The sequence below is a fragment of the Streptomyces sp. NPDC028305 genome (genome assembly GCF_055569495.1).
Map to the genome: position 1 here is coordinate 136,088 of NZ_JBVHTN010000006.1, position 22,565 is coordinate 158,652.

Annotated in this window: 22 protein-coding genes and 1 tRNA gene; 8 read left to right on the plus strand and 15 right to left on the minus strand. The window is 69.1% G+C overall.

The genetic code is table 11. From position 1 onward, the window contains the following. Positions 1-20: 20 nt before the first annotated feature. The gene (locus ACZ4WQ_RS25950) at positions 21-2,324 is read left to right on the plus strand and encodes a (Fe-S)-binding protein (RefSeq protein WP_398375903.1); all 2,304 of its coding nucleotides are present in this window, start codon (positions 21-23) and stop codon (positions 2,322-2,324) included. 89 nt (positions 2,325-2,413) lie between these two features. Here the strand turns inward: ACZ4WQ_RS25950 and ACZ4WQ_RS25955 are convergent, their stop codons facing one another. After that, a complete protein-coding gene (locus ACZ4WQ_RS25955) occupies positions 2,414-5,494 on the minus strand; it encodes a SpoIIE family protein phosphatase (protein WP_398375901.1) in 3,081 nt (1,026 codons plus the stop codon). Between the two features lie 488 nt (positions 5,495-5,982). Here ACZ4WQ_RS25955 and ACZ4WQ_RS25960 point away from each other — a divergent pair, with 488 nt between their 5' ends. From ACZ4WQ_RS25960 to ACZ4WQ_RS25970, 3 genes are all read left to right on the plus strand, one after another. Then, positions 5,983-7,515, plus strand: a complete 1,533-nt coding sequence (locus ACZ4WQ_RS25960; protein ID WP_398375899.1) for an FG-GAP repeat protein — start codon at positions 5,983-5,985, stop codon at positions 7,513-7,515. A gap of 115 nt (positions 7,516-7,630) precedes the next feature. Continuing rightward, positions 7,631-9,163, plus strand: a complete 1,533-nt coding sequence (locus tag ACZ4WQ_RS25965; protein ID WP_385347379.1) for an FG-GAP repeat domain-containing protein — start codon at positions 7,631-7,633, stop codon at positions 9,161-9,163. A gap of 143 nt (positions 9,164-9,306) precedes the next feature. Beyond that, a complete protein-coding gene (locus ACZ4WQ_RS25970) occupies positions 9,307-10,230 on the plus strand; it encodes a Yip1 family protein (RefSeq protein ID WP_398375897.1) in 924 nt (307 codons plus the stop codon). Between the two features lie 57 nt (positions 10,231-10,287). Here the strand turns inward: ACZ4WQ_RS25970 and ACZ4WQ_RS25975 are convergent, their stop codons facing one another. Next, the gene (locus ACZ4WQ_RS25975) at positions 10,288-10,785 is read right to left on the minus strand and encodes a phosphoribosyltransferase (protein WP_311729184.1); all 498 of its coding nucleotides are present in this window, start codon (positions 10,783-10,785) and stop codon (positions 10,288-10,290) included. Between the two features lie 6 nt (positions 10,786-10,791). Further along, positions 10,792-11,367 carry a dCTP deaminase gene (gene dcd, locus ACZ4WQ_RS25980; protein WP_385347375.1) on the minus strand — a complete coding sequence of 192 codons (576 nt, stop codon included), beginning with the start codon at positions 11,365-11,367 and terminating at the stop codon, positions 10,792-10,794. 511 nt (positions 11,368-11,878) lie between these two features. Between dcd and ACZ4WQ_RS25985 the strand changes: the two genes are divergently transcribed. After that, positions 11,879-11,952, plus strand: a tRNA-Gly gene (locus ACZ4WQ_RS25985). A gap of 61 nt (positions 11,953-12,013) precedes the next feature. Here ACZ4WQ_RS25985 and ACZ4WQ_RS25990 read toward each other — a convergent pair. The 11 genes from ACZ4WQ_RS25990 to ACZ4WQ_RS26040 all read right to left on the minus strand — a co-directional run bounded on the left by ACZ4WQ_RS25990 (position 12,014) and on the right by ACZ4WQ_RS26040 (position 19,163). Continuing rightward, positions 12,014-13,171, minus strand: coding sequence for a tyrosine-type recombinase/integrase (locus tag ACZ4WQ_RS25990; RefSeq protein ID WP_398375892.1), 1,158 nt, complete (start codon positions 13,169-13,171; stop codon positions 12,014-12,016). Continuing rightward, on the minus strand, positions 13,171-13,383 hold the full coding sequence (locus ACZ4WQ_RS25995) for an excisionase family DNA-binding protein (protein ID WP_361192641.1): 213 nt from the start codon (positions 13,381-13,383) through the stop codon (positions 13,171-13,173). The genes ACZ4WQ_RS25990 and ACZ4WQ_RS25995 overlap by 1 nt, the downstream gene beginning before the upstream one ends. Then, entirely contained in the window at positions 13,376-14,659 is a 1,284-nt protein-coding gene (locus tag ACZ4WQ_RS26000) for a replication initiator (RefSeq protein ID WP_398375889.1), read from the minus strand. Before ACZ4WQ_RS26000 ends, ACZ4WQ_RS25995 begins: the two co-directional genes overlap by 8 nt. Before the next feature lie 160 nt (positions 14,660-14,819). Next, on the minus strand, positions 14,820-15,116 hold the full coding sequence (locus ACZ4WQ_RS26005) for a hypothetical protein (RefSeq protein WP_398375885.1): 297 nt from the start codon (positions 15,114-15,116) through the stop codon (positions 14,820-14,822). A 39-nt stretch (positions 15,117-15,155) separates the two neighbouring features. Beyond that, positions 15,156-15,341, minus strand: a complete 186-nt coding sequence (locus ACZ4WQ_RS26010; protein ID WP_398375882.1) for a hypothetical protein — start codon at positions 15,339-15,341, stop codon at positions 15,156-15,158. A gap of 12 nt (positions 15,342-15,353) precedes the next feature. Beyond that, positions 15,354-15,542 carry a mobile element transfer protein gene (locus ACZ4WQ_RS26015; RefSeq protein WP_014177726.1) on the minus strand — a complete coding sequence of 63 codons (189 nt, stop codon included), beginning with the start codon at positions 15,540-15,542 and terminating at the stop codon, positions 15,354-15,356. 11 nt (positions 15,543-15,553) lie between these two features. Further along, the gene (locus ACZ4WQ_RS26020; protein WP_398375879.1) at positions 15,554-16,147 is read right to left on the minus strand and encodes a DUF2637 domain-containing protein; all 594 of its coding nucleotides are present in this window, start codon (positions 16,145-16,147) and stop codon (positions 15,554-15,556) included. Positions 16,148-16,162: 15 nt separating this feature from the next. Beyond that, entirely contained in the window at positions 16,163-16,372 is a 210-nt protein-coding gene (locus tag ACZ4WQ_RS26025; protein WP_398375877.1) for a hypothetical protein, read from the minus strand. An 80-nt stretch (positions 16,373-16,452) separates the two neighbouring features. Continuing rightward, the gene (locus ACZ4WQ_RS26030; RefSeq protein ID WP_398375875.1) at positions 16,453-17,826 is read right to left on the minus strand and encodes an FtsK/SpoIIIE domain-containing protein; all 1,374 of its coding nucleotides are present in this window, start codon (positions 17,824-17,826) and stop codon (positions 16,453-16,455) included. Between the two features lie 5 nt (positions 17,827-17,831). Continuing rightward, positions 17,832-18,182 carry an SCO3933 family regulatory protein gene (locus ACZ4WQ_RS26035; RefSeq protein WP_398375873.1) on the minus strand — a complete coding sequence of 117 codons (351 nt, stop codon included), beginning with the start codon at positions 18,180-18,182 and terminating at the stop codon, positions 17,832-17,834. A 195-nt stretch (positions 18,183-18,377) separates the two neighbouring features. Then, on the minus strand, positions 18,378-19,163 hold the full coding sequence (locus ACZ4WQ_RS26040; protein ID WP_398375870.1) for a GntR family transcriptional regulator: 786 nt from the start codon (positions 19,161-19,163) through the stop codon (positions 18,378-18,380). 111 nt (positions 19,164-19,274) lie between these two features. On the opposite strand from ACZ4WQ_RS26040, the gene ACZ4WQ_RS26045 reads away from it, so the two are divergent. The 3 genes from ACZ4WQ_RS26045 to ACZ4WQ_RS26055 all read left to right on the plus strand — a co-directional run bounded on the left by ACZ4WQ_RS26045 (position 19,275) and on the right by ACZ4WQ_RS26055 (position 20,486). Next, positions 19,275-19,682 carry an NUDIX hydrolase gene (locus ACZ4WQ_RS26045; RefSeq protein WP_398375932.1) on the plus strand — a complete coding sequence of 136 codons (408 nt, stop codon included), beginning with the start codon at positions 19,275-19,277 and terminating at the stop codon, positions 19,680-19,682. Between the two features lie 64 nt (positions 19,683-19,746). Then, positions 19,747-20,169, plus strand: coding sequence for an ATP-binding protein (locus ACZ4WQ_RS26050; RefSeq protein ID WP_468022457.1), 423 nt, complete (start codon positions 19,747-19,749; stop codon positions 20,167-20,169). Next, entirely contained in the window at positions 20,166-20,486 is a 321-nt protein-coding gene (locus ACZ4WQ_RS26055; RefSeq protein WP_398375866.1) for a hypothetical protein, read from the plus strand. The genes ACZ4WQ_RS26050 and ACZ4WQ_RS26055 overlap by 4 nt, the downstream gene beginning before the upstream one ends. A gap of 359 nt (positions 20,487-20,845) precedes the next feature. Here the strand turns inward: ACZ4WQ_RS26055 and ACZ4WQ_RS26060 are convergent, their stop codons facing one another. Beyond that, complete coding sequence (locus tag ACZ4WQ_RS26060) at positions 20,846-22,261, minus strand: hypothetical protein (RefSeq protein ID WP_398375864.1); 1,416 nt, start codon at positions 22,259-22,261, stop codon at positions 20,846-20,848. Between the last annotated feature and the right edge of the window lie 304 nt (positions 22,262-22,565).

Sequence of the window (22,565 nt, forward strand, 5' to 3'; positions counted from 1 at the left end):
CGCAGGTTCGAGGAGCCCCCATGCAACTCGCCGCGATCATCGTGTCGCTGGTCCTCACCGCGGTCGGCGTTGCCCTGCTCGGCCGCGCCATCGCGCAGTTCGTGCGCTTCTTCAAGCTCGGCACGCCGGTGCCGGCGGGCGCCCGGACCGACAACCCCTACCAGCGCAGTGTGACGCTGGTCCGGGAGTTCCTCGCGCACACCCGGATGAACAAGTGGGGCATCGTCGGCGTCGCCCACTGGTTCGTCGCGATCGGCTTCCTGACCCTGCCGCCGACCATCATCAACGCCTACGGCCAGCTCTTCCAGGCGGACTGGACGCTGCCGGTCCTCGGCGGCTTCCTCCCCTACGAGCTGTACATCGAGTTCATCGGCACCATGACCACGCTCGGCATCGCGACCCTGATCGTGATCCGGCTGCTGAACCTGCCCAGCCGGGCCGGCCGCAAGTCGCGGTTCGCCGGCTCCACGGCCTGGCAGGCGTACTTCGTCGAGTACGTCATCCTCATCATCGGCATCGCGATCATGGTGCTGCGCGGCACGGAGGGCGCGCTGCACCATGTGGACTCCTACGAGCCGGAGTACTTCGCCTCGTATCCGCTGGTGCTGCTCTTCAAGAGCCTCAGCATCGGCGCGGTGCAGAACCTGACCTACCTGTTCGCGATGATCAAGCTCGGCACGACGATGGTCTGGATGATCACGGTCTCCGTGAACATCGACATGAGCATCGCCTGGCACCGCTTCCTCGCCTTCCCCAACATCTGGTTCAAGCGCGAGTCGAGCGGAGAGGTGGCGCTCGGCGCGCTTCAGCCGATGACGTCGGGCGGCAAGCCGATCGACTTCGAGGACCCGGGCGACGACGACGTCTTCGGCGTCTCCCAGATCGAGCACTTCTCCTGGAAGGGCCTGCTCGACTTCTCCACCTGCACCGAGTGCGGCCGCTGCCAGTCGCAGTGCCCCGCCTGGAACACCGGCAAGCCGCTCTCGCCGAAGCTGCTGATCATGTCGCTGCGCGACCACTCGCACGCCAAGGCGCCGTATCTGCTCGCGGGCGGCGGCGCTGTGACATCAGCGGCTGCCGCCGCGGGGCCGGAGGGGGAGGAGAAGGCGTCCGCCGAGGCGTTGAAGGACGTCCCGGCGTCGGCGCTGGCCGAGGCCGAGCGGCCGCTGATCGGCACGCTGGAGGCGAACGGCGTCATCGACCCGGACGTGCTGTGGTCCTGCACCACCTGCGGCGCCTGCGTCGAGCAGTGCCCCGTCGACATCGAACACGTCGACCACATCGTGGACATGCGCCGCTACCAGGTCATGATCGAGTCCAGCTTCCCCTCCGAGGCCGGGACGATGCTCAAGAACCTGGAGAAGAAGGGCAACCCCTGGGGGCTGGCCAAGAAGCAGCGGCTCGCCTGGACGAAGGAAGTCGACTTCGAGGTGCCGGTCGTCGGCAAGGACGTCGAGGACCTCACCGAGGTCGACTACCTCTACTGGGTCGGCTGCGCGGGCGCCCTGGAGGACCGCGCCAAGAAGACCACCAAGGCCTTCGCGGAACTGCTGCACATCGCGGGCGTCAAGTTCGCGATCATGGGCGGCGACGAGTCCTGCACCGGCGACTCGCCCCGCCGTCTGGGCAACGAGTTCCTCTTCCAGCAGCTCGGCCAGCAGAACGTCGAGATGCTGAACATGGCATTCGGCGAGTCCGCCGAAGGTGAAGAGGGGGAGGAAGGCGTCGTCGTCGAGAAGTCCAAGAAGAAGATCGTCGCGACCTGCCCGCACTGCTTCAACACCATCGCGAACGAATACCCGCAGCTCGGCGGCCACTACGAGGTCATCCACCACACCCAGCTGCTCCAGCACCTCGTCGACGAGGGCAAGCTGGTCCCGGTCACCCCGGTCGAGGGGCTCATCACCTACCACGACCCCTGCTACCTGGGCCGCCACAACAAGGTCTACACCCCGCCGCGCGAGATCATCGCCAAGGTGCCGGGGCTCAGGAACGAGGAGATGCACCGCCACAAGGAGCGCGGCTTCTGCTGCGGTGCCGGCGGCGCCCGCATGTGGATGGAAGAGCGCATCGGCAAGCGCATCAACGACGAGCGCGTGGACGAGGCGCTGTCCCTCAACCCGGACATCGTCTCCACCGCCTGCCCGTTCTGCCTCGTCATGCTGACCGACTCCGTCAACGGCAAGAAGAACGAAGGGAAGGCGAAGGAGTCGCTCCAGGTCGTGGACGTGGCGCAGCTGCTGCTCGACTCCGTCAAGACGCCCGCCGAGCCGGAGGACGACGGCGAGACGGCACCCGAGCCCGAGCCGGAGCCGGTGAAGTAGCGCCAACGTCCCCTTCGTCATCCCGACGGGCCTGATCCGGCCGACCGACCGGATCAGGCCCGTCTTCGCGTTCGGCGCGGGGCCGGGGCCTAGTAGCGCCGCTTACCGCGCTGCGGCAGCGTCTGCTCGGTCCAGATGACCTTGCCCTCCGCCGTGTACCTCGTCCCCCACCGGTCGGCGAACCGCGAGACGAGGAACAGCCCGCGCCCGCCCTCGTCCTCCGTCGCCGCGTACCGAAGATGCGGCGAGGTGCTGCTGGTGTCGGACACCTCGCAGATCAGGCTGCGGTCGCACAGCAGCCGCACCCGGATCGGCCCGGTCGCGTAGCGGATCGCGTTGGTGATCAGCTCGCTGAGGATCAGCTCGGTGGTGAACGCCACGTCGCCCAGGTCCCACTCGGCCAGCCGCGCCGCCACCGCGGCGCGCACCGCGGAGACCAGGGCCGGGTCGGACGGCACCTCCCAGTCCGCGATCCGCTCCGGCTCCAGCACCCGCGTACAGGCGACGATCAGCGCGATGTCGTCGCTGGGGGTGTCCGGCAGCATCTCGCCGAGCACCGCCGTGCAGGTCTCCTCCGGCGTCCGCCCGGCGTGGGAGAGGGACGCGCGCAGCAGCTCCAGGCCCTCCTCGATGTCCCGGTCGCGCTTCTCGACCAGGCCGTCGGTGTAGAGGACGAGGTGGCTGCCCTCGGGCAACTGAAGCTCCACCGTCTCGAAGGGCAGCCCGCCCAGGCCGAGCGGCGGCCCGGCCGGCACCTCGGAGAACTCCACCGAGCCGTCCGGGGACACCACCGCGGGCGGCGGATGTCCGGCCCGGGCCATGGTGCAGCGCCGGGACACCGGGTCGTAGATCGCGTACAGACAGGTGGCGCCGGTGATCACGCCGCCGCCCGCCAGGCTCTCCGAGCGCTCGTCCTGGTCGATCCGGTCGATCAGATCGTCGAGGTGGGAGAGGATCTCGTCGGGCGGCAGGTCGAGGGTGGAGAAGTTGTGCACCGCGGTACGCAGCCGCCCCATCGTGGCCGCCGCGTGCAGCCCGTGCCCCACCACATCGCCCACCACCAGCGCCACCCGCGCCCCCGGCAGCGGAATCACGTCGAACCAGTCACCGCCCACCCCCGACTCCGCGGGCAGATAGCGGTACGCCACATCCAGCGCGCTCTGCTCGGGCAGCACCTGCGGCAGCAGGCTGCGCTGGAGCGTCACCGCCATGGTGTGCTCGCGCGTGTACCGCCGGGCGTTGTCGATGGACACCGCGGCCCGGGTGACCAGCTCCTCCGCGAGGGACACATCGTCCATCTCGAAGGGCTCGGGCTTCTCCGAGCGCATGAACGTGGCGATGCCCAGGATGACGCCCCGGGCCCGCAGCGGGACCGCGATCATGGAGTGGATGCCGCCCGCGACGATCCGCTGCGCCCGGTCCGGGTCGTGCTCCTGCCATCCGGAGAAGTCGCCGAGCACGGCCTCCACGGTCGTCTCACCGCTGGCGAACCCCCTGGCCTGCGGCGTGAACGGGCCGTAGCGGATCAGCCCGCCCAGCGGATACAGCCCTACGTCCTCGCGGATGCCGCTGAGGGCGGTGCGGCGCAGCGAGGTGCGCGCGGTGGCGCCGCTGCCCGTGGCCGCGCCGGTCGGCTCCTCGCCGCGCAGCACCGGGTCCACCAGATCCACCGCGACGTAGTCGGCGAACCGTTCCACCGCGTATTCGGTCAGCTCCTGGGCCGTACGCACCACGTCCAGCGTGGTGCCGACCCGCACCCCCGCGTCGTACAGCAGCCGAAGCCGCTTGCGCGCCACGTCGACCTTGCCGGACAGGGTGCGCAGCTCGGTGGTGTCGCGGAGCGTGGCGACGCTGCCGGGCGGCCCGCCGTTGCGGTCGGTCGGCCGGTGGCTGACGGTCAGCAGCCGCTCCCCCGCCTTGTGCACCTCGTCGGTGGCGGGGCGGCCCGACACCAGCAGCTCGGCGGTGCTCGGGTCGAAGCCGAGCTCGGTGACCGGGTGGCCCTCGGCGTCCGGGGGCAGGTCGAACAGCCGGCGCGCCTCGTCGTTGGCCAGCAGCAGCCGGCCGTCCCCGTCGACGATCAGCACGCCCTCCCGTACGGAGTGCAGCACCGCGTCGTGGTGCTCGTACATGCGCGTCATCTCGCCCGGGTCCAGGCCGTGGGTCTGCCGCCGCAGCCGCCTGCTGACCAGCGCCGTGCCGCCCGTGGCCAGGATGAGCGCGGCGGCGACGCCGCCGAGGAGGATCGGCAGCTGCTTGTCGACCGCGCCGCTCACCTTCTCCACGGTGATCCCGGCGGCGACCAGGCCGACGATCTTGCCCCGGCTGTCGGTGACGGGCACCACGGCCCGTACGGAGGGGCCGAGGACGCCCGTGGACGTCTCGGTGACCGTGCCGCCCTCCGCGGCTGCGCGGTAGCTCCCGAGGAAGTGCAGGCCGATCTGCTCCCTCTCGGGGTGCGTGTAGCGGATGCCGTCCGTGGTCAGGACGACGATGAAGTCGACGCCGGCCCGGTGGCGGGCGCGCTCGGTGCGCGGCTGGAGGATCGCGGTCGGGTCGGGGGAGCGCAGCGCCTCGACCATGCCCGGGGCGTTCGCGAAGGACTCGGCGACGGCGAGCGAGCGGCGGCGGGCCTCCTGGTCGGTGTCGTGCCGGGACTGGAGTACGAGGGCCGCCCCGGCGGCGACGGCGAGCAGCAGCACGACCGCCACCTGGAGGAAGAACACCTGGCTGGCGACCGTACGGGTGAGGCGCAGCACGGCGCGCCGTACGGATCGGGCGGACCGGGCCGGCTGGGTGGGCCGGTTGGGCCGGACCGGCCCGGTGGGCCGGGCGGTGGGCGCGGTCCGGGCGGCGCGGCCTTGGGACTCACGGCCGGAGTCAGGGCCGGACTCGTGGCTTTCGCGGGTGCGGCCCGTGGGCGCTGAGGCCGGCTCAGGGCCGCCGGGCGGCGGTAACGGCTGTGGCTCCGCCGACCGTTGCCGGTCGCTCAGCGAGCGGGCCGACGGAACCCGGGACAGACCGAACGATCTGGCCGTGCTTCCGCGTCTGCCGCTGTCGCCGCTTCCGCCGCTGTCGCCGCTTCCGCCGCCGTCGCCGCTTCCGCCGCTCTCGTCCTCCGGCGGGCGAGCGGCATCCGCCGCGGCCGGCCGACCACTTGCATCGGACATCTGACTACGCTCCACCCACCCCCTCCCCCCATGAACGTTTCTTCGAATCAACAACCACCCGCATGCCGTGCAGTACGACCATGGCCGCCCCCGCCTCAACCGCTCCGAACATGACTCGATCCTGACCGCGAAATGACGCTTCTCACAACAAGGTTGCGGATCTCTACAGGATCATGCCCCAAACCTCTGCACAGGAATGTCCTGAACAGCCCTTCCGCACCATAAGTCATCTCTACAGCCAAGCAGATGTTCCGAAACTGAAATGCCCTGGAAGGTGCTGATACATGAATACCGCGCCTTTGAGCCAAAGGGCGCCCGGACCCCACTCTCCCCGACCCGACACAACGACAACTGACCCACGTCCCCCGTCCGTTCACCTTCACAACACCCCCGCAGCATGAACGCGCAACCCTCCGCACGCCCCGCGAGTCACACCGGCGGGAGCTCCCTGCTCCACCCCACCGTCCCGCCCCACCCTTGGAGCTCTTGTGCCGACCTCGCGTCTACGGAACCTCGCCATCGCCGTCGCGGCCGTCGCTGCCGGCACCTTCGGCGCCCAGGCCGCCCCCGCGGCACCCGCCGACTCCGTCTCGCCCACGGCGAGCGCGAGCGCGTCCGGCGCACGCGCCGCCGCGGCCTCCGCGCAGCACGACTTCAACGGCGACGGCTACGACGACCTCGTCACCGCCACCCCCAAGGCCCCCGTCAACGGCCGGGCCGGCGCCGGCAGCGTCGTGGTGCTCTACGGCTCGGCGAACGGCGTCGCCCCGTCCCGCTCCACCACCCTCACCCAGGCCACGGCCGGCGTCCCCGGCACCCCCGAGGCGGGCGACGCCTTCGGCTCCGACGTGGCGAGCGGCGACCTGGACGGCGACGGCTACGACGACCTCGTGGTCGCCTCCAGCGGCGAGAAGACCACCGACGGCACCACCACCCGGACCGGCTCGGTCACCGTCATCTGGGGCGGCCGGAACGGCCTGAAGAACGGCGGCACCGCGGTCCCCGCGGACCGGGCGGGCGTTCCGGTCGGCGACCCGTTCGGCATCGACGTCGCCGTGGCCGACATCGACGGCGACCAGGGCCAGAACCTCATCGTGCTCACCGGCGGCAGCCTCGTCCCGTACGCGGACGGCTTCACCCGTACCGCGCCCTCTGCCGCCATGCCCGTCACCGACTCCATCCGGGAGAACCCCCACGCCCTGGCCACGGGCGACTTCACCGGATCGGGCAGCAGCGACATCGTCGTCTACGGCTCGCAGGACACGGACGAGACCAGCGGCGCCTGGACCGCCGTCTACAGCGGCGGCCCCGCCGGGGTCGAGTTCCAGCGTGAACTGGCCGACGGCGCCTCGGCCGTGCCCGAGTCGGCCGCGGTCGGCGACTTCGACAAGGACGGCCGCGCGGACCTGGTCACCGGCTCGGGCACCAACTGCTGCCCCGACTCGGTGAACGACCCGTCCGAGTCCGCCGGCCAGATCACCGTCTACTACGGCGCCCAGAACGGCCTCGGCAGCGGCCGCCGCCCCGTACTCATCCACCAGGGCACGGCGGGCGTGCCCGGGGTGAACGAGTACGTGGACCACTTCGGCGCCTCCCTCGCGGCCGGCGATGTGACCGGCGACGGCTACGCGGACCTCGCGGTCGGCCTGCCCGGCGAGGAGGTCGACGGGGTGGCCGGGGTCGGGTCCGTGGTGCTGCTCAAGGGCGGCGCGAGCGGGTTGACCGGCACCGGCGCCCAGGCCGTGCACCAGGACACCGCGGGCGTCCCGGGCGTCGGCGAGAAGGACGACCACTTCGGCTCGGCCCTCGGCGCCGCCGACATCAATGGCGACGGCAGGGCGGACCTGGCCATCAGCGCGAGGGGCGAGGACGTCACCCCCGGGGCGACGGCGGACGGCGCGGTGTGGTCGCTGCGCGGGGCGCGGGGCGGGATCACGACGACGGGGGCCACGTCCTTCAGCGCGCCGAAGTTCGGCTTCACGTACACGAACAACGAGTTCGGGTCGGTGCTGGGCGGCTGACCGGGGCTTGCCGGGCCCGTGGGACGGGCCCGGCGCCCACACCCCCCATTGACACCCCTGGCACCCCTGACACCCCGAAACCCGCCCTGGGAGCCCCCACGTGCACAGCCGCCACATGCACAGCCACCATGGCCGATCTCCCTCGCCCCTCCCCCGCCGCCGCTCCGCGACGCTGGCCTGCGCCGCGGCGCTGGCGCTGCTCACCGCGTGCGGTGCGGGCGGCGACGGCGGGGGCGACCCGAAGGACGAGAAGGCGTCGAAGAAGGCGTCGAAGAACGGGCAGACCTCGGCACCCGGCGGCGCCCGCACCGGCGCCCCGGTCATCACCCCCACCGCGACCGCGCCCGTCCCCCGGGGCAAGGGCAGCGAACTGCCCGACGACCTCAACGGCGACGGCTATCCCGAGCTCGCGCTCCCGCTCTTCGCGAACGAGGAGGACACCGGTCCCACCCTCCTCGCCTTCGTCCACGGCTCGCCGGGCGGCCTCAACCCCGCCACCCGCACCGTGCTCACCCCCGAGGACCTCGGCCTGCCCGCCCGCGACGCGGACACGCCGGCCGTGCCCCCGACCGACGTCGCCACGGCCGACCTCGACGGCGACGGCTACGCCGACCTGGTCACCCCGGTGAACGAGCGGCTCGGCGAGGCCGATTCCGACCGCCTCCACACCACCGTACGGACCGTCCCGTACATCACCTGGGGCGACGCCGACGGCCCGCGGCGCGGCGCCAAGGCCACCCGCGCCACGCTGACCGGCCCCGACGACAGCGTGGACGCGCGGCGGCCGGCGGTGGGCGACTTCGACGGGGACGGCCACCACGACCTGGCGCTGGTGCGCGCGGACCGCGGGTCCTTCCTCGTGCTGTACGGGCCGTTCGGCCGGGACGGCAAGGCCGCCAGGGCGGTGCCGTACGAGACCCCGCTCGGCAGCGGCGACAGCGGCGGCGACATCAGCGAGCTGATCGCGGACACCGTCGACGGCGACCGGCCCACCGATCTGGTGGTGCACGCCATGAACGACGACGATCAGTCCGCCTCCGTCCTGCTGGCCGCGGGCCCGGGCGGCCTCGCCCGCACCGGTCACAAGCTGCGCGAGGGCAACGCGATCGCCTTCGGCGACTTCGACGGGGACGGTCTGCGGGATGTGGCGGTCGGCGACAGCGGCACCCGCAACAACGAGCCGGGCTACGAGACGGAGGCGCCGGACGTGGACCACACACTGACGGTCTACACGAAGAAGACCTTCAAGAACATACCCATCAAGATCGCGAACATGGCGGGCGGCCTGGCCGCCGCGGACACCGACGGCGACGGCACCGACGAGCTGGCCGTCGCGCTCGAAGCGGGCGGCGTCGAGATCATCACCGTCCGGCCGGACTCCCCGGGCGACATCGCGCGCCGCCACACCCTGACCCGTACCGCCCCCGCCCGCGTGGACGGCGAGAAGATCCGCAAGGACCGACGCGCCGCCCGGCTCCACGGCGCCGGGGACTACGACCACGACGGCAAGGACGAGGCCGTCCTGGCCTGGGGCCGCGACCCCGTGTTCGCCCTGTACGGTGACCGGCCGGAGTGGTGGTGGATCACCGACGGCACCGCCGACAAGACCGCGTTCAGCGACAAGCCCTTCGCCGCCGACACCGACTGACACCCACTGACCGGCTGGCCCCCGCCCCCTGCGGGGGAAAACCCCCCAGGGTCCCCCTAAGGGATGTCACAGCTCGGCCGCAATGCCGGACCTGATATGAGAGGTCCGGCACCCCAGTCCCGACGACCGGGTACGTTCGATTCGTGGCTGGATTCAGGATCGGACGCGGACGGGACTCCCGGTCCGCGCAACAAGGGCAGCAGCAACCACCGCAGCAGCAGCCGTACGGCCGGCAGCCGCCGCCGCACGGCGGGCAGCCGCCGCAGTGGCAGCAGCCCGCCTCACACGGCGAGCCGGAGTACTTCGGCGGCCAGGACCCGTACTACGACCCGCATCAGGGCCAGGGCGGCGGCGGCTCGTACAGCAACAACAATCCGGGCCATACCCAGCAGTTCAGCGTCGGCGAGGCGCCCGACGCCTACGACCCGTACGGCCAGGACCCCGGCTACGGCCCCGGCCCCGGCTCGTACGACGACGGCTACGGCAACACCTACCGCGCCGGCGCCTCCACCGCCCCGCCCGCCGGCCCGCGCCTGCCCTGGAAGCAGCTGCTGAGCGGCATCGTGCTGCGCCCCTCGGCCACCTTCTGGCAGATGCGCGACTACGCGATGTGGGGCCCCGCCCTGATCGTGACGTTCGTCTACGGCCTGCTCGTGGTCTTCGGCTTCGACCAGGCCCGCGCGGACGTGCTGAACGCCTCGATGGGCAACAGCATCCCGTGGATCCTCGTCACCGGCGTCGCGGTCGTGATCAGCGGCCTGATCCTGGGCGCGGTCACCCACACCCTGGCCCGCCAGCTCGGCGGCGACGGCTCGTACGCCCCGACCATCGGCCTGTCGATGCTGATCATGTCCATCACGGACGCGCCGCGCCTGCTGTTCGCCCTGTTCCTGGGCGGGGACAGCCCGACGGTGCAGGTGCTCGGGTGGGCGACCTGGCTCGCGGCGGGCGCGCTGTTCACCTCGATGGTGAGCAAGTCGCACGACCTGCCCTGGCAGAAGGCGCTGGGCGCGTCGGCGATCCAGCTGATCGCGCTGCTGTCGCTGCTGAAGCTGGGCACGCTGTAAGACGCCGAGAGGGGCCCACCAGGGCCCCTCCACCTTTCCGCCTCCCCGGCGGGGTCGTCAGGCGTCAAGCACCTGCCCACCGCGCCGCACGACGGGCGGCGCGACGCTCCAGGGGAAGTTCACCCAGTCATCCGTGCGCTTCCACACATACTCACACTTGACGAGACTCTGCGACTTCTCGTAGATCACCGCGCTGCGCACCTCGGCGACCGTGTCGGCGCAGAAATCGCGGACGAGCTTCAGCGTCTTGCCGGTGTCCGCGACATCGTCCGCGATCAGCACCTTCTTGTCGGAGAAGTCGATCGCGTTGGGCACGGGCGCCAGCATCACCGGCATATCGAGGGTGGTCCCCACGCCGGTATAGAACTCCACATTCACCAGGTGGATGTTCTTGCAGTCCAGCGCATACGCCAGCCCACCCGCGACGAACACCCCGCCCCGCGCTATGGACAGCACGATGTCCGGCTCGTACCCGTCGTCCGCGATCGTCTGCGCCAGCTCCCGCACCGCGGTGCCGAAGCGCTCGTACGTCAGGTTCTCCCGCTGGTCACTCACCCCGGCTCACACCTTCGTCCGGTGGAAGTTCTGGTACGACCGCGACGGCGTCGGCCCGCGCTGCCCCTGGTAGCGGGAGCCGTAATGCGCCGATCCGTACGGATGCTCGGCCGGCGAGGTCAGCCGGAACATGCACAGCTGCCCGATCTTCATTCCCGGCCACAGCTTGATCGGCAACGTCGCCACGTTCGACAGTTCCAGGGTCACATGCCCCGAGAACCCCGGGTCGATGAAACCGGCCGTCGAGTGCGTCAGCAGCCCCAGCCGCCCCAGGCTCGACTTCCCCTCCAGCCGCGAGGCGATGTCGTCCGGCAGCGAGATCACCTCGTATGTCGAGGCGAGCACGAACTCCCCGGGGTGCAGGATGAACGCGTCATCCTCCTCCGGCTCCACCAGCCGCGTCAGATCCGGCTGCTCCACCGCCGGGTCGATGTGCGGATAACGGTGGTTCTCGAACACCCGGAAGAAGCGGTCCAGCCGCACATCGATGCTCGACGGCTGCACCATCACCGGATCGAACGGATCAATCCGTACCCGTCCGGCGTCGATCTCGGTCCGGATGTCCTTGTCTGAGAGAAGCACGCAACGAGGATACGCAAACGAACCCCGTGCTCCGGGCCCGGCCCAATCGGACCGGGCCCCCGTCGCGACAGTCAGGACGCGGTCACAGCCCTAACGCTTCCCGCCGGCACCCACCGGCACCGCCTGCCGCAACCGCGCACAACGCGGACAGCGCAGCAACCGACCGGGACCGATCCGGTCGACGGTGAGGTGCTGCATCGGGAACGAAGCGGTGCTGAACACGTGCCCTTCGGCACAACGGACGACGGTGCGCTCCATTGAGTCCCTTCCCCATGAACGTGGACGACAAAAGCCACATTAGGGGATCAACCACCCACCACTCCACGCGGCACTCCGCCCCACCGTACGCCCCAACTCCCCCACCCCCCTAGCCGCTTCCCCACCCCCACCCCACACCCACGCCCAACGGGCAAACTCTCCCGAACAACGCGAAAACCCCACGGCGAATGCGCCGGGGGTCAGGCATGGGGTACAGTGTGCGACGATGCGACACGGACGGACAGTGTCTCTCGCGGGTGTAGTTTAATGGTAGAACATGAGCTTCCCAAGCTCAGAGCGCGGGTTCGATTCCCGTCACCCGCTCCACGACGAAGGCCCAGGTCACAGACCCGGGCCTTGCTTGTTGTCTAGACCTATTTAGCGCTTTCTAAGCGTCGCGCACCAGATCCGCACCAGATGCCGCCTCGGCGGCCTTCTGCCGGTCGGCCCGCACCCGGGCATCGATCCCGGCGGCCACCTCCTTCTGCCGCTCTGTGGTCGAGTGCTGATAGATCAACGCGGCGCGCTCGGAGGACTGCCCGGCGCGGACCATGGCGTCCTTGAGCGTCGCGCCTGACTGGGTCGAGAGGGTGTGCCCGGTGTGACGAAGATCGTAGAAACGGAAGTCGTCGGGAAGTCCGACTTTCGCCCGCGCCCGTCGCCACTTCCGCCCGAAGGAAGACCGACGGAACGGCGCCCCCTTCTCCCCGACGAAGAGCAGCCCGTTGGGCTCCTTCTCGGCGAACCACTTCAGATGCCGCTCCAGGTCCTTGCGCATGAAGCCGGGCAACACGATGAACCGCTTCCCCGCCTCGGACTTCGTATCGCCCACCACCCGCCGACCGGTTGTCAGCTCAGGCGCGGCCCGGCGCACCCACACCCCGACCGCATCGAGGTCCACGTCCGGCCGCCGCAGCTCGGCTTGCTCCTCGGGGCGAGCAGGGCCGTACGCGGCGATGTAGACCATGAGCCGCCACCGGGGCCCAATCGCGTCCGCCAGGGCGTCCACCTGCTCAACGGTGGCTATGGGTCGTTCGCTGGCGGATTCCTTGCCCGCACCGCGTATCCGGCACGGGTTGCGACGGATCAGCTCGTCCTCAACGGCCGTTTCCAGGATGGCTTTCAGCAGCCGGTACGACTTCGCGACAGTCGTGGCCCCGATCGTCTCCAGACGCTCAGCGCGCCAGGTGCGGACGCGTGGAGGCGTTATCTCGCCCAGGTCCCAGACGTGGAAGGTCGGCAGGATATGCAGCCGCAGCAGTCGCCGGTACAACTCCTCGGTGGTGGGAGAAAGCCCACGCTCCTTCACCCACCGCAAGGCGTACTCCTCGAAGTTGACGGCGCCCGCGTCGGGGTCCTGCCAGTCCCCGCGCGTCAGGTCCGCCTCAACTTGAGACAGCCACACCTCAGCATCCTTCTTGGTGTCGAACGTCTCCGGCGAACGCTGCTCTTGCCCGTCCGGCGCCAGGTAGCTCGCTGTCCAGCGCCCCGAGCGGTACTGACGGACCGAGCCGAAGCGGCGCCGGTTGCCCTTCTTGTTCCCCATCAGGCAGCCCTCCCGAGGCGACGCCGCCGAGGCTGTACCGGCCGCACGGTGTTGGCGTCGATGTACTCCTGAATGACGCTCGCCGGGATACGGACGTGGCGACCGACCTTGACGTAGGCGATGCGCCGCTCGGCGACCAAGCGCCGAGGGAAGCGATCGGTGGTGCCCAGCAGCTCGGCGACCTCTCTGACGCTGAGGTACCGGTCACGCATGTGTCGGTTCTCCTTCCGTACCGGGGGCGGGGGTGATGGTGGCGGCGAGCCATTCCTCGGCAGGGGTCAGGCCCGTTCCGGCATAGACCCAGTGGGCGAGGACGAGCGTGGTGTCTTCCTGCTCCAGCTCGGCGGCGACTTGGACCCGTCGCCATGCGGCGCGGGCCTCACGAAGAGCCCCGAGAGTCGTTGAGTACCGACGCGACTTGGTAGAGAAGTGGCCCCGAAAGCCGAGCATGTGAGCCCAGGCACGGAGCCGGAGAGGTTCCAGATCCTTGCGAGCGCCGAGGGCCCAGGCAGTGCGGATCAGGCGGCGGGTGTGTTCGGGAACGTCGATCTGAGCGAGTTCGGCGATGAGCCGTATCGGCCGGTCGAGAGCGCCGGTCGCCGTCTCGGCGCCTTTGGTGGCGTACTTGGCGATGTACGCGGCGACAGCTCGATCGGTCAGCGCCGTTCCGCCGTCGAGTTCGGGCCCACGGATGGGCCGTACGTCGAGCTGGCGGCCGAAGACGAAGCGGTGAGCCCGGCCGTCGATCATCGGCCCTTTCACCTCTGCCTTTGCTGCCGCAGCGCGAATCGAATCAGCCAGCAGCTCGGTTGTGGCCCAGGCCGGCGGGAGGGTGTCACCGCCTTCCGGGCCATCGAGCCGGATCACAGCATGGAAGTGCACAGCCCCGCGCTTTTGATACTCGGCGACCTTGGCGAAGGACAGCCGGGCGTGGTCCCGGAAGGCCCGTTGCGTGAGTCCGGCCCGCTTGGCGACCTCCCGCCGCAGGTAGATCGAGAACCGTCGCCACAGGGGCCCGGCGCGGGTGTTCCAGAGCACCGCGGATTCGTAGTCGTACGTGTCCGGGTTCAGTGGAGCGCCAAGCGCATCGTCGTCCTGGTCGTGGCAGACGCCGCAGCGACAGCGCCGGACGGGGCCGGTGGGCCGGTTGTGGACCGGGCCGAAGCTGGGGGCGGTGAAGGTGGCGAAGACGCGCGGGTGCGTGGCTACCTCCTCAGGGGTGCCTTTGCCGCCGCGTAGTCCGGCGGTGATCAGGTGGAAGGTGTCGCGGCGGTAGACCTCAGCGCAGGCCGGACAGCGGGTGACACGGCGGTTGTTGCAGCGGACCAGCAGATGCCCGGCGGGCAGCTCGGCGGAGTCCAGGTGGCGGAGGACGCGCCCAATCTCGCCGGTGCCCCGGTTCACCTCGTGCTCGGTGCGGTGGCCGTCGAGGCGGATGGGGTGCGTGCAGCCGCCAAGGCCGGAGAGTTGGCGCAGCAGGGCGGGCATGGTGCCGAGTGCTGCCAGGCTGCCGAGTTCGGGCAGCGGTGGCGGGGTGGTGCGGGTGATGATGGGTTTCTCCTCTTTCGACTCTGGTCGGGAGGGGTTGGGCTGCCGGGGCGGCGGATGCTTGGCGGTATCGAGGCCGCCCCGGCAGTCGTGTTGCGGTTCAGCGGCGCCGCTGGTTGCCGAGCAGTGAGCGCATGACGACGGCAGCGACCGCGACGGAGATAGCCGTGACGGCGACAGCAGCGAGCAGAGCCGTCAGGACGATGCCGACCGTGACCACGGCGGCGACGGTCCCAGCGCTGAACCCGGGCACCATCCGATGAGCGGGCGCAGGCGCGGGGGCGGTGTGCTGGCAGGAGCAGGCCGGGGCGTGCCCGTGCTGGACGGCCGGGACGCTCGGGCTGATCACGTGGGTGGAGGGCAGGGCGGGGGCCTCGGGGAACTTGGGTCGGAACACGATGCATCTCCTCTCAGCTACTCGTCTAGGTGAGTGGTGTTAGCGGTTGACGACGTCCACGCCGGAGCGCGTGCCGGATTCAATGACCGGGGCGAGAACGGTGTGGGAGAGCCAGAAGCCGAACAGAGCGATCACGACGACGACCCAGACTCGGACGCCGAGGAACTTGATCGCGAACCAGGTGATGGCTCCGAGGACGAAGATCAGAGGCAGGCTAACGATCACGGGGATCTCCTTTCAGCGGACAGGGCAGCGGTGCGTACGGGCGGCCAGCTCGGCGGCGGCCCGAGTGTCGTAGTCAGCGGAGAAGTCGCAGCGCGGTGCGGTGCATACGGCGGTGTGCTTCTCGCGGCCCCGCTGGTCGTAGGCGGTACCGACCCGGACAGGGCCGATGCGAGCGATGTTGCGGAAGCGGCGGAGCGACATGGGGACTCCTCTCAGAGACGGGCGGCGATGGCGTCGGCGAGCGGCGCGGGCACGCCGAGGCGGGCGCGCAGGGTGTCGGGGCCGATGGGTGAGCCGGTGCGGGCGTGGTGTTCGTCGGCGAGCTTGCGCGCGTGGGTGACGAGCGCGGCCGGAACATGCGGGACAGGCAGCTGCGGCTTCTCGGGTTCGGCGGGTGGACCCGCGGTTTCCCGCTCGACAGCCACCGGCGCGGGTTCGGCAGCGGGCGCGGTGTGGGCGAGCAGGGTCCCGCCGAGGAAGGCGACGGCGGGCCATCCGGCGACGAGGATGCGCAGCCAGGCCGGTACGTCGGCCAGGTCGAGCAGCCCGGCGGTGGCGACGTTCGCCCCGAGCGACGCAGCCAGGGCGACGACGAACCAGCACCAGCCCGCCGCCTTGGACGCCCCGGACCGCAACCGCCGCCAAGCCGCCACGAGCAGCAGATCCACGGACACCGGATAGGCCCACGCCTTCCACCCGTCCTGTCCGGCCGCCGAGGCCAGGTCGTGCAGGTGAGCGAAGGACAGCGCGGCGGCGATGACCGCTTGTACGAGCACCGCGTCAACACGCGCCAGATGAGCACGCATAGTCTTCCCTCCCGCTCAGTCGGCGCCCTTGAGCGCGTCGGCCCTGTCGCGGGCAATGGCGGCGACCTCAGCAGCCTCGGTGTCACCAGGGCTGTCGGCGGCGATGCGTTCCAACAGGTCTGCCTTGCGGCTCATCAGGTCAGCGAGGTCGCCGACTCTGTGTTTGCGGTAGTTGGCCAGGTCAGCGATGAGGGCGGAGACCTCGGAGATCGAGGGTCGGGACATGGTCGATTCCTTCCGGGTTCAGGCATGGCGGGGGTAGGGACTTGGCGCGATACGGTCACGCCGACCGTGGGATGAAGGGGTTACTCGGTAGCCGGAACGGGCTTGACCAGCGTCGGAGCGCTCGCCGGGACGGCCGGCACGGCGAGCCGGAATGGTTCGAGCGCGGGCAGGTCGGGCACCAGGTGCGCGTTGTCGCGGCAGGTGGCGGCAGCGTCTGCGAGTGACAGGTAGGGGGTGCGGATGCGGGACCAGCCGCCGGAGGTGTCCCCGGCGACCGCGAGGCCGGGCCGTTCGGGCGCGATGGCACAGGCCGCGCCGACCGCTTCGGGGGCGATGTCGCCGAGCGCCATCTTGGCGGAGGCTTCATCGTTCACGCGGTGGCAGACCCGACCCGTGAGCTGAGCCCGCAGCATGGTGGCGCCCTTGCCCAGCTCGGCGCCGAACCTCTGCCCGCACACCTCCAGGTAGATGCCCGCCGCGCGGCCGAGTTGGGCGAGCCGGATGAGCTGGGTGACCATCTCGTCCCGCCTCTCCTCGTCTTTCCGCGTGGCGACGAGGAAGAGTTCGGCCACCTCGTCCACGAGCAGCACCACCGGCACCGGCCGCTCATCCTCCGGAAGCCCCCAGATGTCGGAGGTGATCTCCTCGTCCGGAGTGCTCGGGGCGATGCCCTGCCGGGCCTTGATCAGGTCGTACCGGTCCTCCATCAACTCAACGAGCACCGGCAGCAGCTCGGCCGCCTGCACAGGATCGGTGGCCAGCGCCGACAGTCGCGGGGCGAACGGCGCCAGTTCCACACCCCGTTTGCAGTCGATCCCGACCAGCGCGACCGGTTGCCGCGCCAGGCCGGTGATCAGGTGCCGCAGGAACATCGACTTCCCCGACAACGTGGCGCCGAGGGTGAGTTGGTGTGGGATGGCCCGGTAGTCCCGTACGAACGGCGTGGCGTCCTCCCGCAGCGCCACCGGCACCTTGAGGAAGCCGCCCACCGTCTTACGGGGCATCCGGACCTTCCGCAGGACATCGAAGCCGATCAGCCTCAGCTCCACGACGCCCGGCTTGATCTCCTCGACGTATACGCCGTGGACGCCCCAGGCGTGCCGGAGCCGTTCGGCCGAGGCCGCCACGTCGGCGGGTTCTTGTCCCGGGGCCAGCCGCAGGCGGACCCGCAGCCCGGTCGATGTCGGCCGGATGATCCCGCGTCGCGGCGGGACCGGCCGGACCTCCCGGCGGGTGAGTGCCTGTATGGCCCAGGCCCGGAGCCGGGACGGCGGCACGGTCAGCCCGCAAGCGTCCATCACCGCCCCGTACGACCCGAGCAGCTTCACCGTGGAGACCGGCAGACCGACCGTCGACCAGTACGCGGCCGGATGCTTGGCCCGGAGGTAGGCGGCCCCGCCGACCGTCGCGGCAACGGGACCACCCACCTCCAGCAGCGTCGTCACATCGGTCATCAGGCTCAGGCCCCCGCACCGACCGGTATGACGGCCGGGGCGATGGCGTCGGCCCGGAAGGCGATGCCGTGCCGCTGCTGCCCGTTGAACACGCTCTCCCACGGCCGCGCAATCAACCCGATCAGCGTGACCGGCGAACCAAGCGCCAGCCCGTCCGTCACCCCGCTCTCCGGCACGGTCACCTGAAGCAGGGAGGACTCCCCGCCGTCGATGTAGACAACTCCCAAGCGCATCAGGGCCTCACCGCTCTGGGCATCCTTTGCGATCTCGCCGGTCTGCCGGTCCTTCACCTTCGGCTCAGGTGCCTCAGTCAGCAGGATCGTCGCGGAAGACACGTCAACACGGATGGAACGCAACTGCTTCTCCTTCTCTCACACTTCAACCATCTAGTCATCTAGATGAGTTGCTGCCCTCCGACCCGAACGGGCGGGGAACGGGGACCACCATGCCACACAACTTGCCCACTCGTCTATACGAGTATGTGTCTTGGTGTGTACGAGTCGAGAGAAGCGGCCCACCGCAGCCGCCGAGCGCGCCATCCGGCCCGCCTGTCAGGTGGCGGGCAGCTGGTAGGAGAGGACGTAAGCGTCAGCGGCCATCACGGTGTCGCAGACCTCCACGGCCCGCCCCTCTGAGTCGTAGGCCGTGCGGATCAGGTGGATCACCGGTACGCCCGAGGCGAGGTGCAGCGTGCGGACTTCCTGCGGGGAGGGCATCCGGGCGCGGATCTCCTCGTCGAAGTGGTCCAGGTGGTGGCCCATCTCTTCCAGCCGGGCGTAGATGCCGCCGGGGCCGGGGTTGGGCTGGGCGATCGGGGTGTCCCGGGCGAGATCGAGCGGCAGGTACGAGGTGGCGAACTCCACCGGCCGCCCATCGAGCAGATACCGGCGCCGACGGGCGAGCACCTTCCGTGGCGAGCCGAGCCGGGCGGCGATGTCCTGCGAGGGCCGCTCCTCCTTGACCTCCAGGCTGTCCACCTCGGGGCGGCTTCCCGCGGCTTCCGCCTCCACCGTGAACGCCGACTTGCCCTGATCACGATGACGCCGCGCAAAACGGTCCGAGGCCAGGCGCCGCACGGGCGGCCGGGGCCGGACGAAGACACCCTTGCCGTGCTCGGAGACGGCGAGCCCTTCTTGCTGGAGCAGGGCCAGCGCGTTGCGGACGGTCATCCGTGAGACGCCGAAGTGCTCGACGAGCTCAGTTTCCGAGGGCAGCTTGTCGCCCTCCTTGAAGCGGCCCTTGTCGATCGCTTCGCGCAGCCGGTCGGCGATCTGCCGGAACACGGCCCGATCGCTGGTCGGGTCCAGCGCGCCCAGGACGGAAGTCAGAGAAGGCATGTGTTTCTACTCCTTTAGGTGTCTAGACGAGCGGCTGACCCTGGTTGCTACGGTGGAGAGCCTAGCCAGCCGGGAGGGCAGAGGAACGTGAGCACTGATCGCCCGCACTCCGTGAGCGTCGCCGGAGTCATCGTCGACGACGCTGGCCGCGCGTTGCTGATCAAGCGACGGGACAACGGTAAGTGGGAACCGCCCGGTGGAGTGCTAGAACCCGGAGAAACCATCCCCGACGCACTTCAGCGCGAAGTCCTCGAGGAGACCGGCATCAAGATCGCGCTCCCCGCGACCCTCACTGGCGTCTACAAGAACATGGCCCGCCTGATCGTCTCCATGGTCTTCCGCTGCGAGGCGATCGACGGCACCCCGACCACCGGAGCGGAGACCCGGGCACTTCGCTGGGCCACCCGCGAAGAGGTCATCGAGCTGGCCGACGAGGCGTACGCGATCCGCGTCCTGGACGCGCTCGACCACACGACCCCGCCGGCCGTCCGCGCCCACGACGGCGTTCGACTCATCTAGCACGAACCCATGACCCATGGCCTATGGCCCCTACCAGCATAGAGGAACTTGTATGCACGAGTATATGAGTAGCGTTCGTGCCTGGGGACTGACTTGCCCAGGATTCCCAGAAGAGATCGGCCGCGCCCGCCGCTGGACCCGCGACATCCTCAGCGACCACCCATGCGCCAAGATGGCAACGCTCATCGTCAGCGAACTGAGCACCAACGCCGTGACCCACACCGCCAGCGGCAAGCCCACAGGGACCTTCCACGTCGCACTCGCCCTGTCCGCACAAGTCGTCGCGATCTCCGTGACCGACGCCGGAGGCCAGCCGGGGAAGCCTCACCCGATCGAGCCGGACCAGGACGCCACCCACGGCCGGGGCCTGAGCATCGTCATGGCCCTCGCCAACCACCTCGGCATCACGGGCGACGAACACGGCCGCACAGTCACAGCCGAACTCCTCACCCCAACCGCACTCGCCCCACAAGGAGGGGCCGGATGACCACCCCACCGACCTCGGGCCGCAACGACGGCTGGGAGATGGACCAGCTCCACCGTGACGAGATCACCGTGGCGATGAACTGGGTCATCCGCACGTGTCAGCAGATCGTCCGCGACCGCAGTCACAAGACCTTCTGGACCCCAGCCGACACCAGCGAGGGCACCCCATCACCGGAACAACTCATGCAGACGGCCCGCGAAGACGTGCTCGACAAGCTTCAACGGATCATTGAGGGCGCCCAGTTCGTCATGAAGTACATCGAGCACGAACGCGCCAAGCATCTACCGGGATCGGACAACGCCAAGCGCAAGCAGTGAGTTACAACCTTCTCTACGGGTTCAAGTCGGCTCGCATCCGCTCGCCGCGCGCGGCCCGGCCCCCGGCCGGGCCTGCGCTCCTGTCTCCGCCCCGCTCCAGCCCGGCCGCCGCCCGTGCCGCGCGCACAGCAATCAGCCGCTGATGTCAGAGAAGGGGTGCGTAGTGGCTGGGGCGGTCGGCTCCACGGCTTTACGGAGCCACTTTGGCGCGAGCCTCGAAGATCATGGCCCCAACGTCGTGCTTTACCGGGCAGGTCCACAGACTGCCCGACGCGCCGGAAGCTTACGGGGCCATGATCACTCGCGCCAAAGCAGCGCCACCCCAAAGCCGCTCCACCGACCTCGCTTCGGAGCCGCCGCTACTTGATAACTCCGATCGCCTTCCCGTAGTTGTTGATCTTTCCAAGTACGTAGTTCGCGATGGTCGCTCGGCCCGTCTTCGCTCGCCACATCAACTCCAGGCGAATCGGCGCTCCGTTTTTAAGGCAGTAGATGTCACTGTTGAAGACGAGGTCTGTTCCGAGATTCCGCTCAGTTTCGTAGCTGTCGATGAGCCCCGTTTCAACCAAACCCCGCCCTAGCGCATCGTTCAGAAGCCCATCATTAGTCCTGGAGATCTCCACCAGCTTCGCGAACGCATCCTTGGTATTAGAACCCGGCTTGGGACCACGCTTTCGCGTCCCCAAGGGATTATCTTGCAGCAGGATGCCTAGATCACTCTCAAGGAGCCGACGCGCGGCGCTACCATCTCGCGCCGTGATCATGTCTTTGGATTGCATGACCTTATGTAGCTCAGGGCTGCCGTATGTTCTGGTCGCAGCGAGCATGCAAACCATATCCATGTTCACGATGCGCGCATCAAGGACAGTGCCGAGAATACCCGTCTGTTCTGGATGCTTCTTAAGATCACTAACGACATTAGCGCCAGTGGAACTCAAAAGCCGATCAACGTCAGCGGCGGAGAATCCTCCTCGAGTCAGCGCCGCAACGTCGCCCTCCACGTCATTCCCAGATACGGTTAGAGTCCACATTCGATAACGCTCCTTTGCAAGAAGCTTCTCGACCCGAGCACCAGCACGGACCGCAGCCATTCGAATCCTGGCGAGATAGCTGCCGATGGTATCGGACTGCTCTGCAAGATTGTTGGCCAAGTCCACAGAAATACCCAAAGCGTCGAGCGACGCACCCTCATTCAGAACAGAGACGGTCTGCTGGGCAATCCTTGCAAACTCTGTTTTAGGTGGCCCTTTAAAAGAAGTAACAGGGTTCGAAATACCGAAAAGGGCCTCTCGCCCCAGACTCTCCCCAATGCCGACTAGCAACTCGGCGAGATCATCGCGGTTAGTCGGCCAGACAACGAGAGAACGCTTCCCCGCCTCCGACCTAACGAATTGATTGATCTCATGCATGGCGGATTCAATCTCAGCCCCGGAGACATCCCTTAGGGCCTCACGGCCCTCAAGTACGATAACGGTATTATCTGCACTTAAGGATTCACGGAGAGCTTGGGCGACATCTACATCCCGGGCAACTCGGCGAGTTGAGACACGCTGACGAAAGAAGCCGACGGTGTCGAGAAAGGTGGACTTCCCTGCCCCGGACGTGCCTCGGAGGATCATGAGCGACCCCCGATCGGCAGCACGCATGTCCATGAAACGCTCGTCCAGCTCCTCGAGCATCGGTTCGACCGGGACGATGATCGAGGTCAGCGTTTCATCACCAAGGTCGCGAAGTCGCTCAAATCGGTCCGGGAGCCGCAGATCTTTGACGTCCATGAACCCATTGTGAGGGATGTCGGGTTGCAAGTCTGCTGTTCACGGATATGCCTCACGGCAACAGGCGACCTCAGCGAACACCCCGTCAAGTGGCTGAACAGCAGGGCTAGATCCGCGGTCACCTCAGCGGGCCGGGCGTATCTCAGCGCACCGAGGCCCACTGGAAGCGGACGACCATCAACACGGCCCCCGGCTCCAGCACACACCATGCTTGCGTCGCGGCAGGTGGTCTTGTGCCGGCCTGTCTGTGCATCTACCGTCGATCTGCCAAGTAGTGCTACGCACTAGGGGGAAGCGTGCAACT

Coding starts and splice junctions, on each gene's coding strand:
- ACZ4WQ_RS25950 (WP_398375903.1), top strand. CDS start 21: ATGCAACTCGCCGCGATCATCGTGTCGCTGGTCCTCACCGCGGTCGGC.
- ACZ4WQ_RS25955 (WP_398375901.1), bottom strand. CDS start 5,494: ATGTCCGATGCAAGTGGTCGGCCGGCCGCGGCGGATGCCGCTCGCCCG.
- ACZ4WQ_RS25965 (WP_385347379.1), top strand. CDS start 7,631: ATGCACAGCCACCATGGCCGATCTCCCTCGCCCCTCCCCCGCCGCCGC.
- ACZ4WQ_RS25990 (WP_398375892.1), bottom strand. CDS start 13,171: ATGGGGAACAAGAAGGGCAACCGGCGCCGCTTCGGCTCGGTCCGTCAG.
- ACZ4WQ_RS25995 (WP_361192641.1), bottom strand. CDS start 13,383: ATGCGTGACCGGTACCTCAGCGTCAGAGAGGTCGCCGAGCTGCTGGGC.
- ACZ4WQ_RS26000 (WP_398375889.1), bottom strand. CDS start 14,659: ATGCCCGCCCTGCTGCGCCAACTCTCCGGCCTTGGCGGCTGCACGCAC.
- ACZ4WQ_RS26015 (WP_014177726.1), bottom strand. CDS start 15,542: ATGTCGCTCCGCCGCTTCCGCAACATCGCTCGCATCGGCCCTGTCCGG.
- ACZ4WQ_RS26020 (WP_398375879.1), bottom strand. CDS start 16,147: ATGCGTGCTCATCTGGCGCGTGTTGACGCGGTGCTCGTACAAGCGGTC.
- ACZ4WQ_RS26025 (WP_398375877.1), bottom strand. CDS start 16,372: ATGTCCCGACCCTCGATCTCCGAGGTCTCCGCCCTCATCGCTGACCTG.
- ACZ4WQ_RS26030 (WP_398375875.1), bottom strand. CDS start 17,826: ATGACCGATGTGACGACGCTGCTGGAGGTGGGTGGTCCCGTTGCCGCG.
- ACZ4WQ_RS26040 (WP_398375870.1), bottom strand. CDS start 19,163: ATGCCTTCTCTGACTTCCGTCCTGGGCGCGCTGGACCCGACCAGCGAT.
- ACZ4WQ_RS26050 (WP_468022457.1), top strand. CDS start 19,747: ATGAGTAGCGTTCGTGCCTGGGGACTGACTTGCCCAGGATTCCCAGAA.
- ACZ4WQ_RS26055 (WP_398375866.1), top strand. CDS start 20,166: ATGACCACCCCACCGACCTCGGGCCGCAACGACGGCTGGGAGATGGAC.
- ACZ4WQ_RS26060 (WP_398375864.1), bottom strand. CDS start 22,261: ATGGACGTCAAAGATCTGCGGCTCCCGGACCGATTTGAGCGACTTCGC.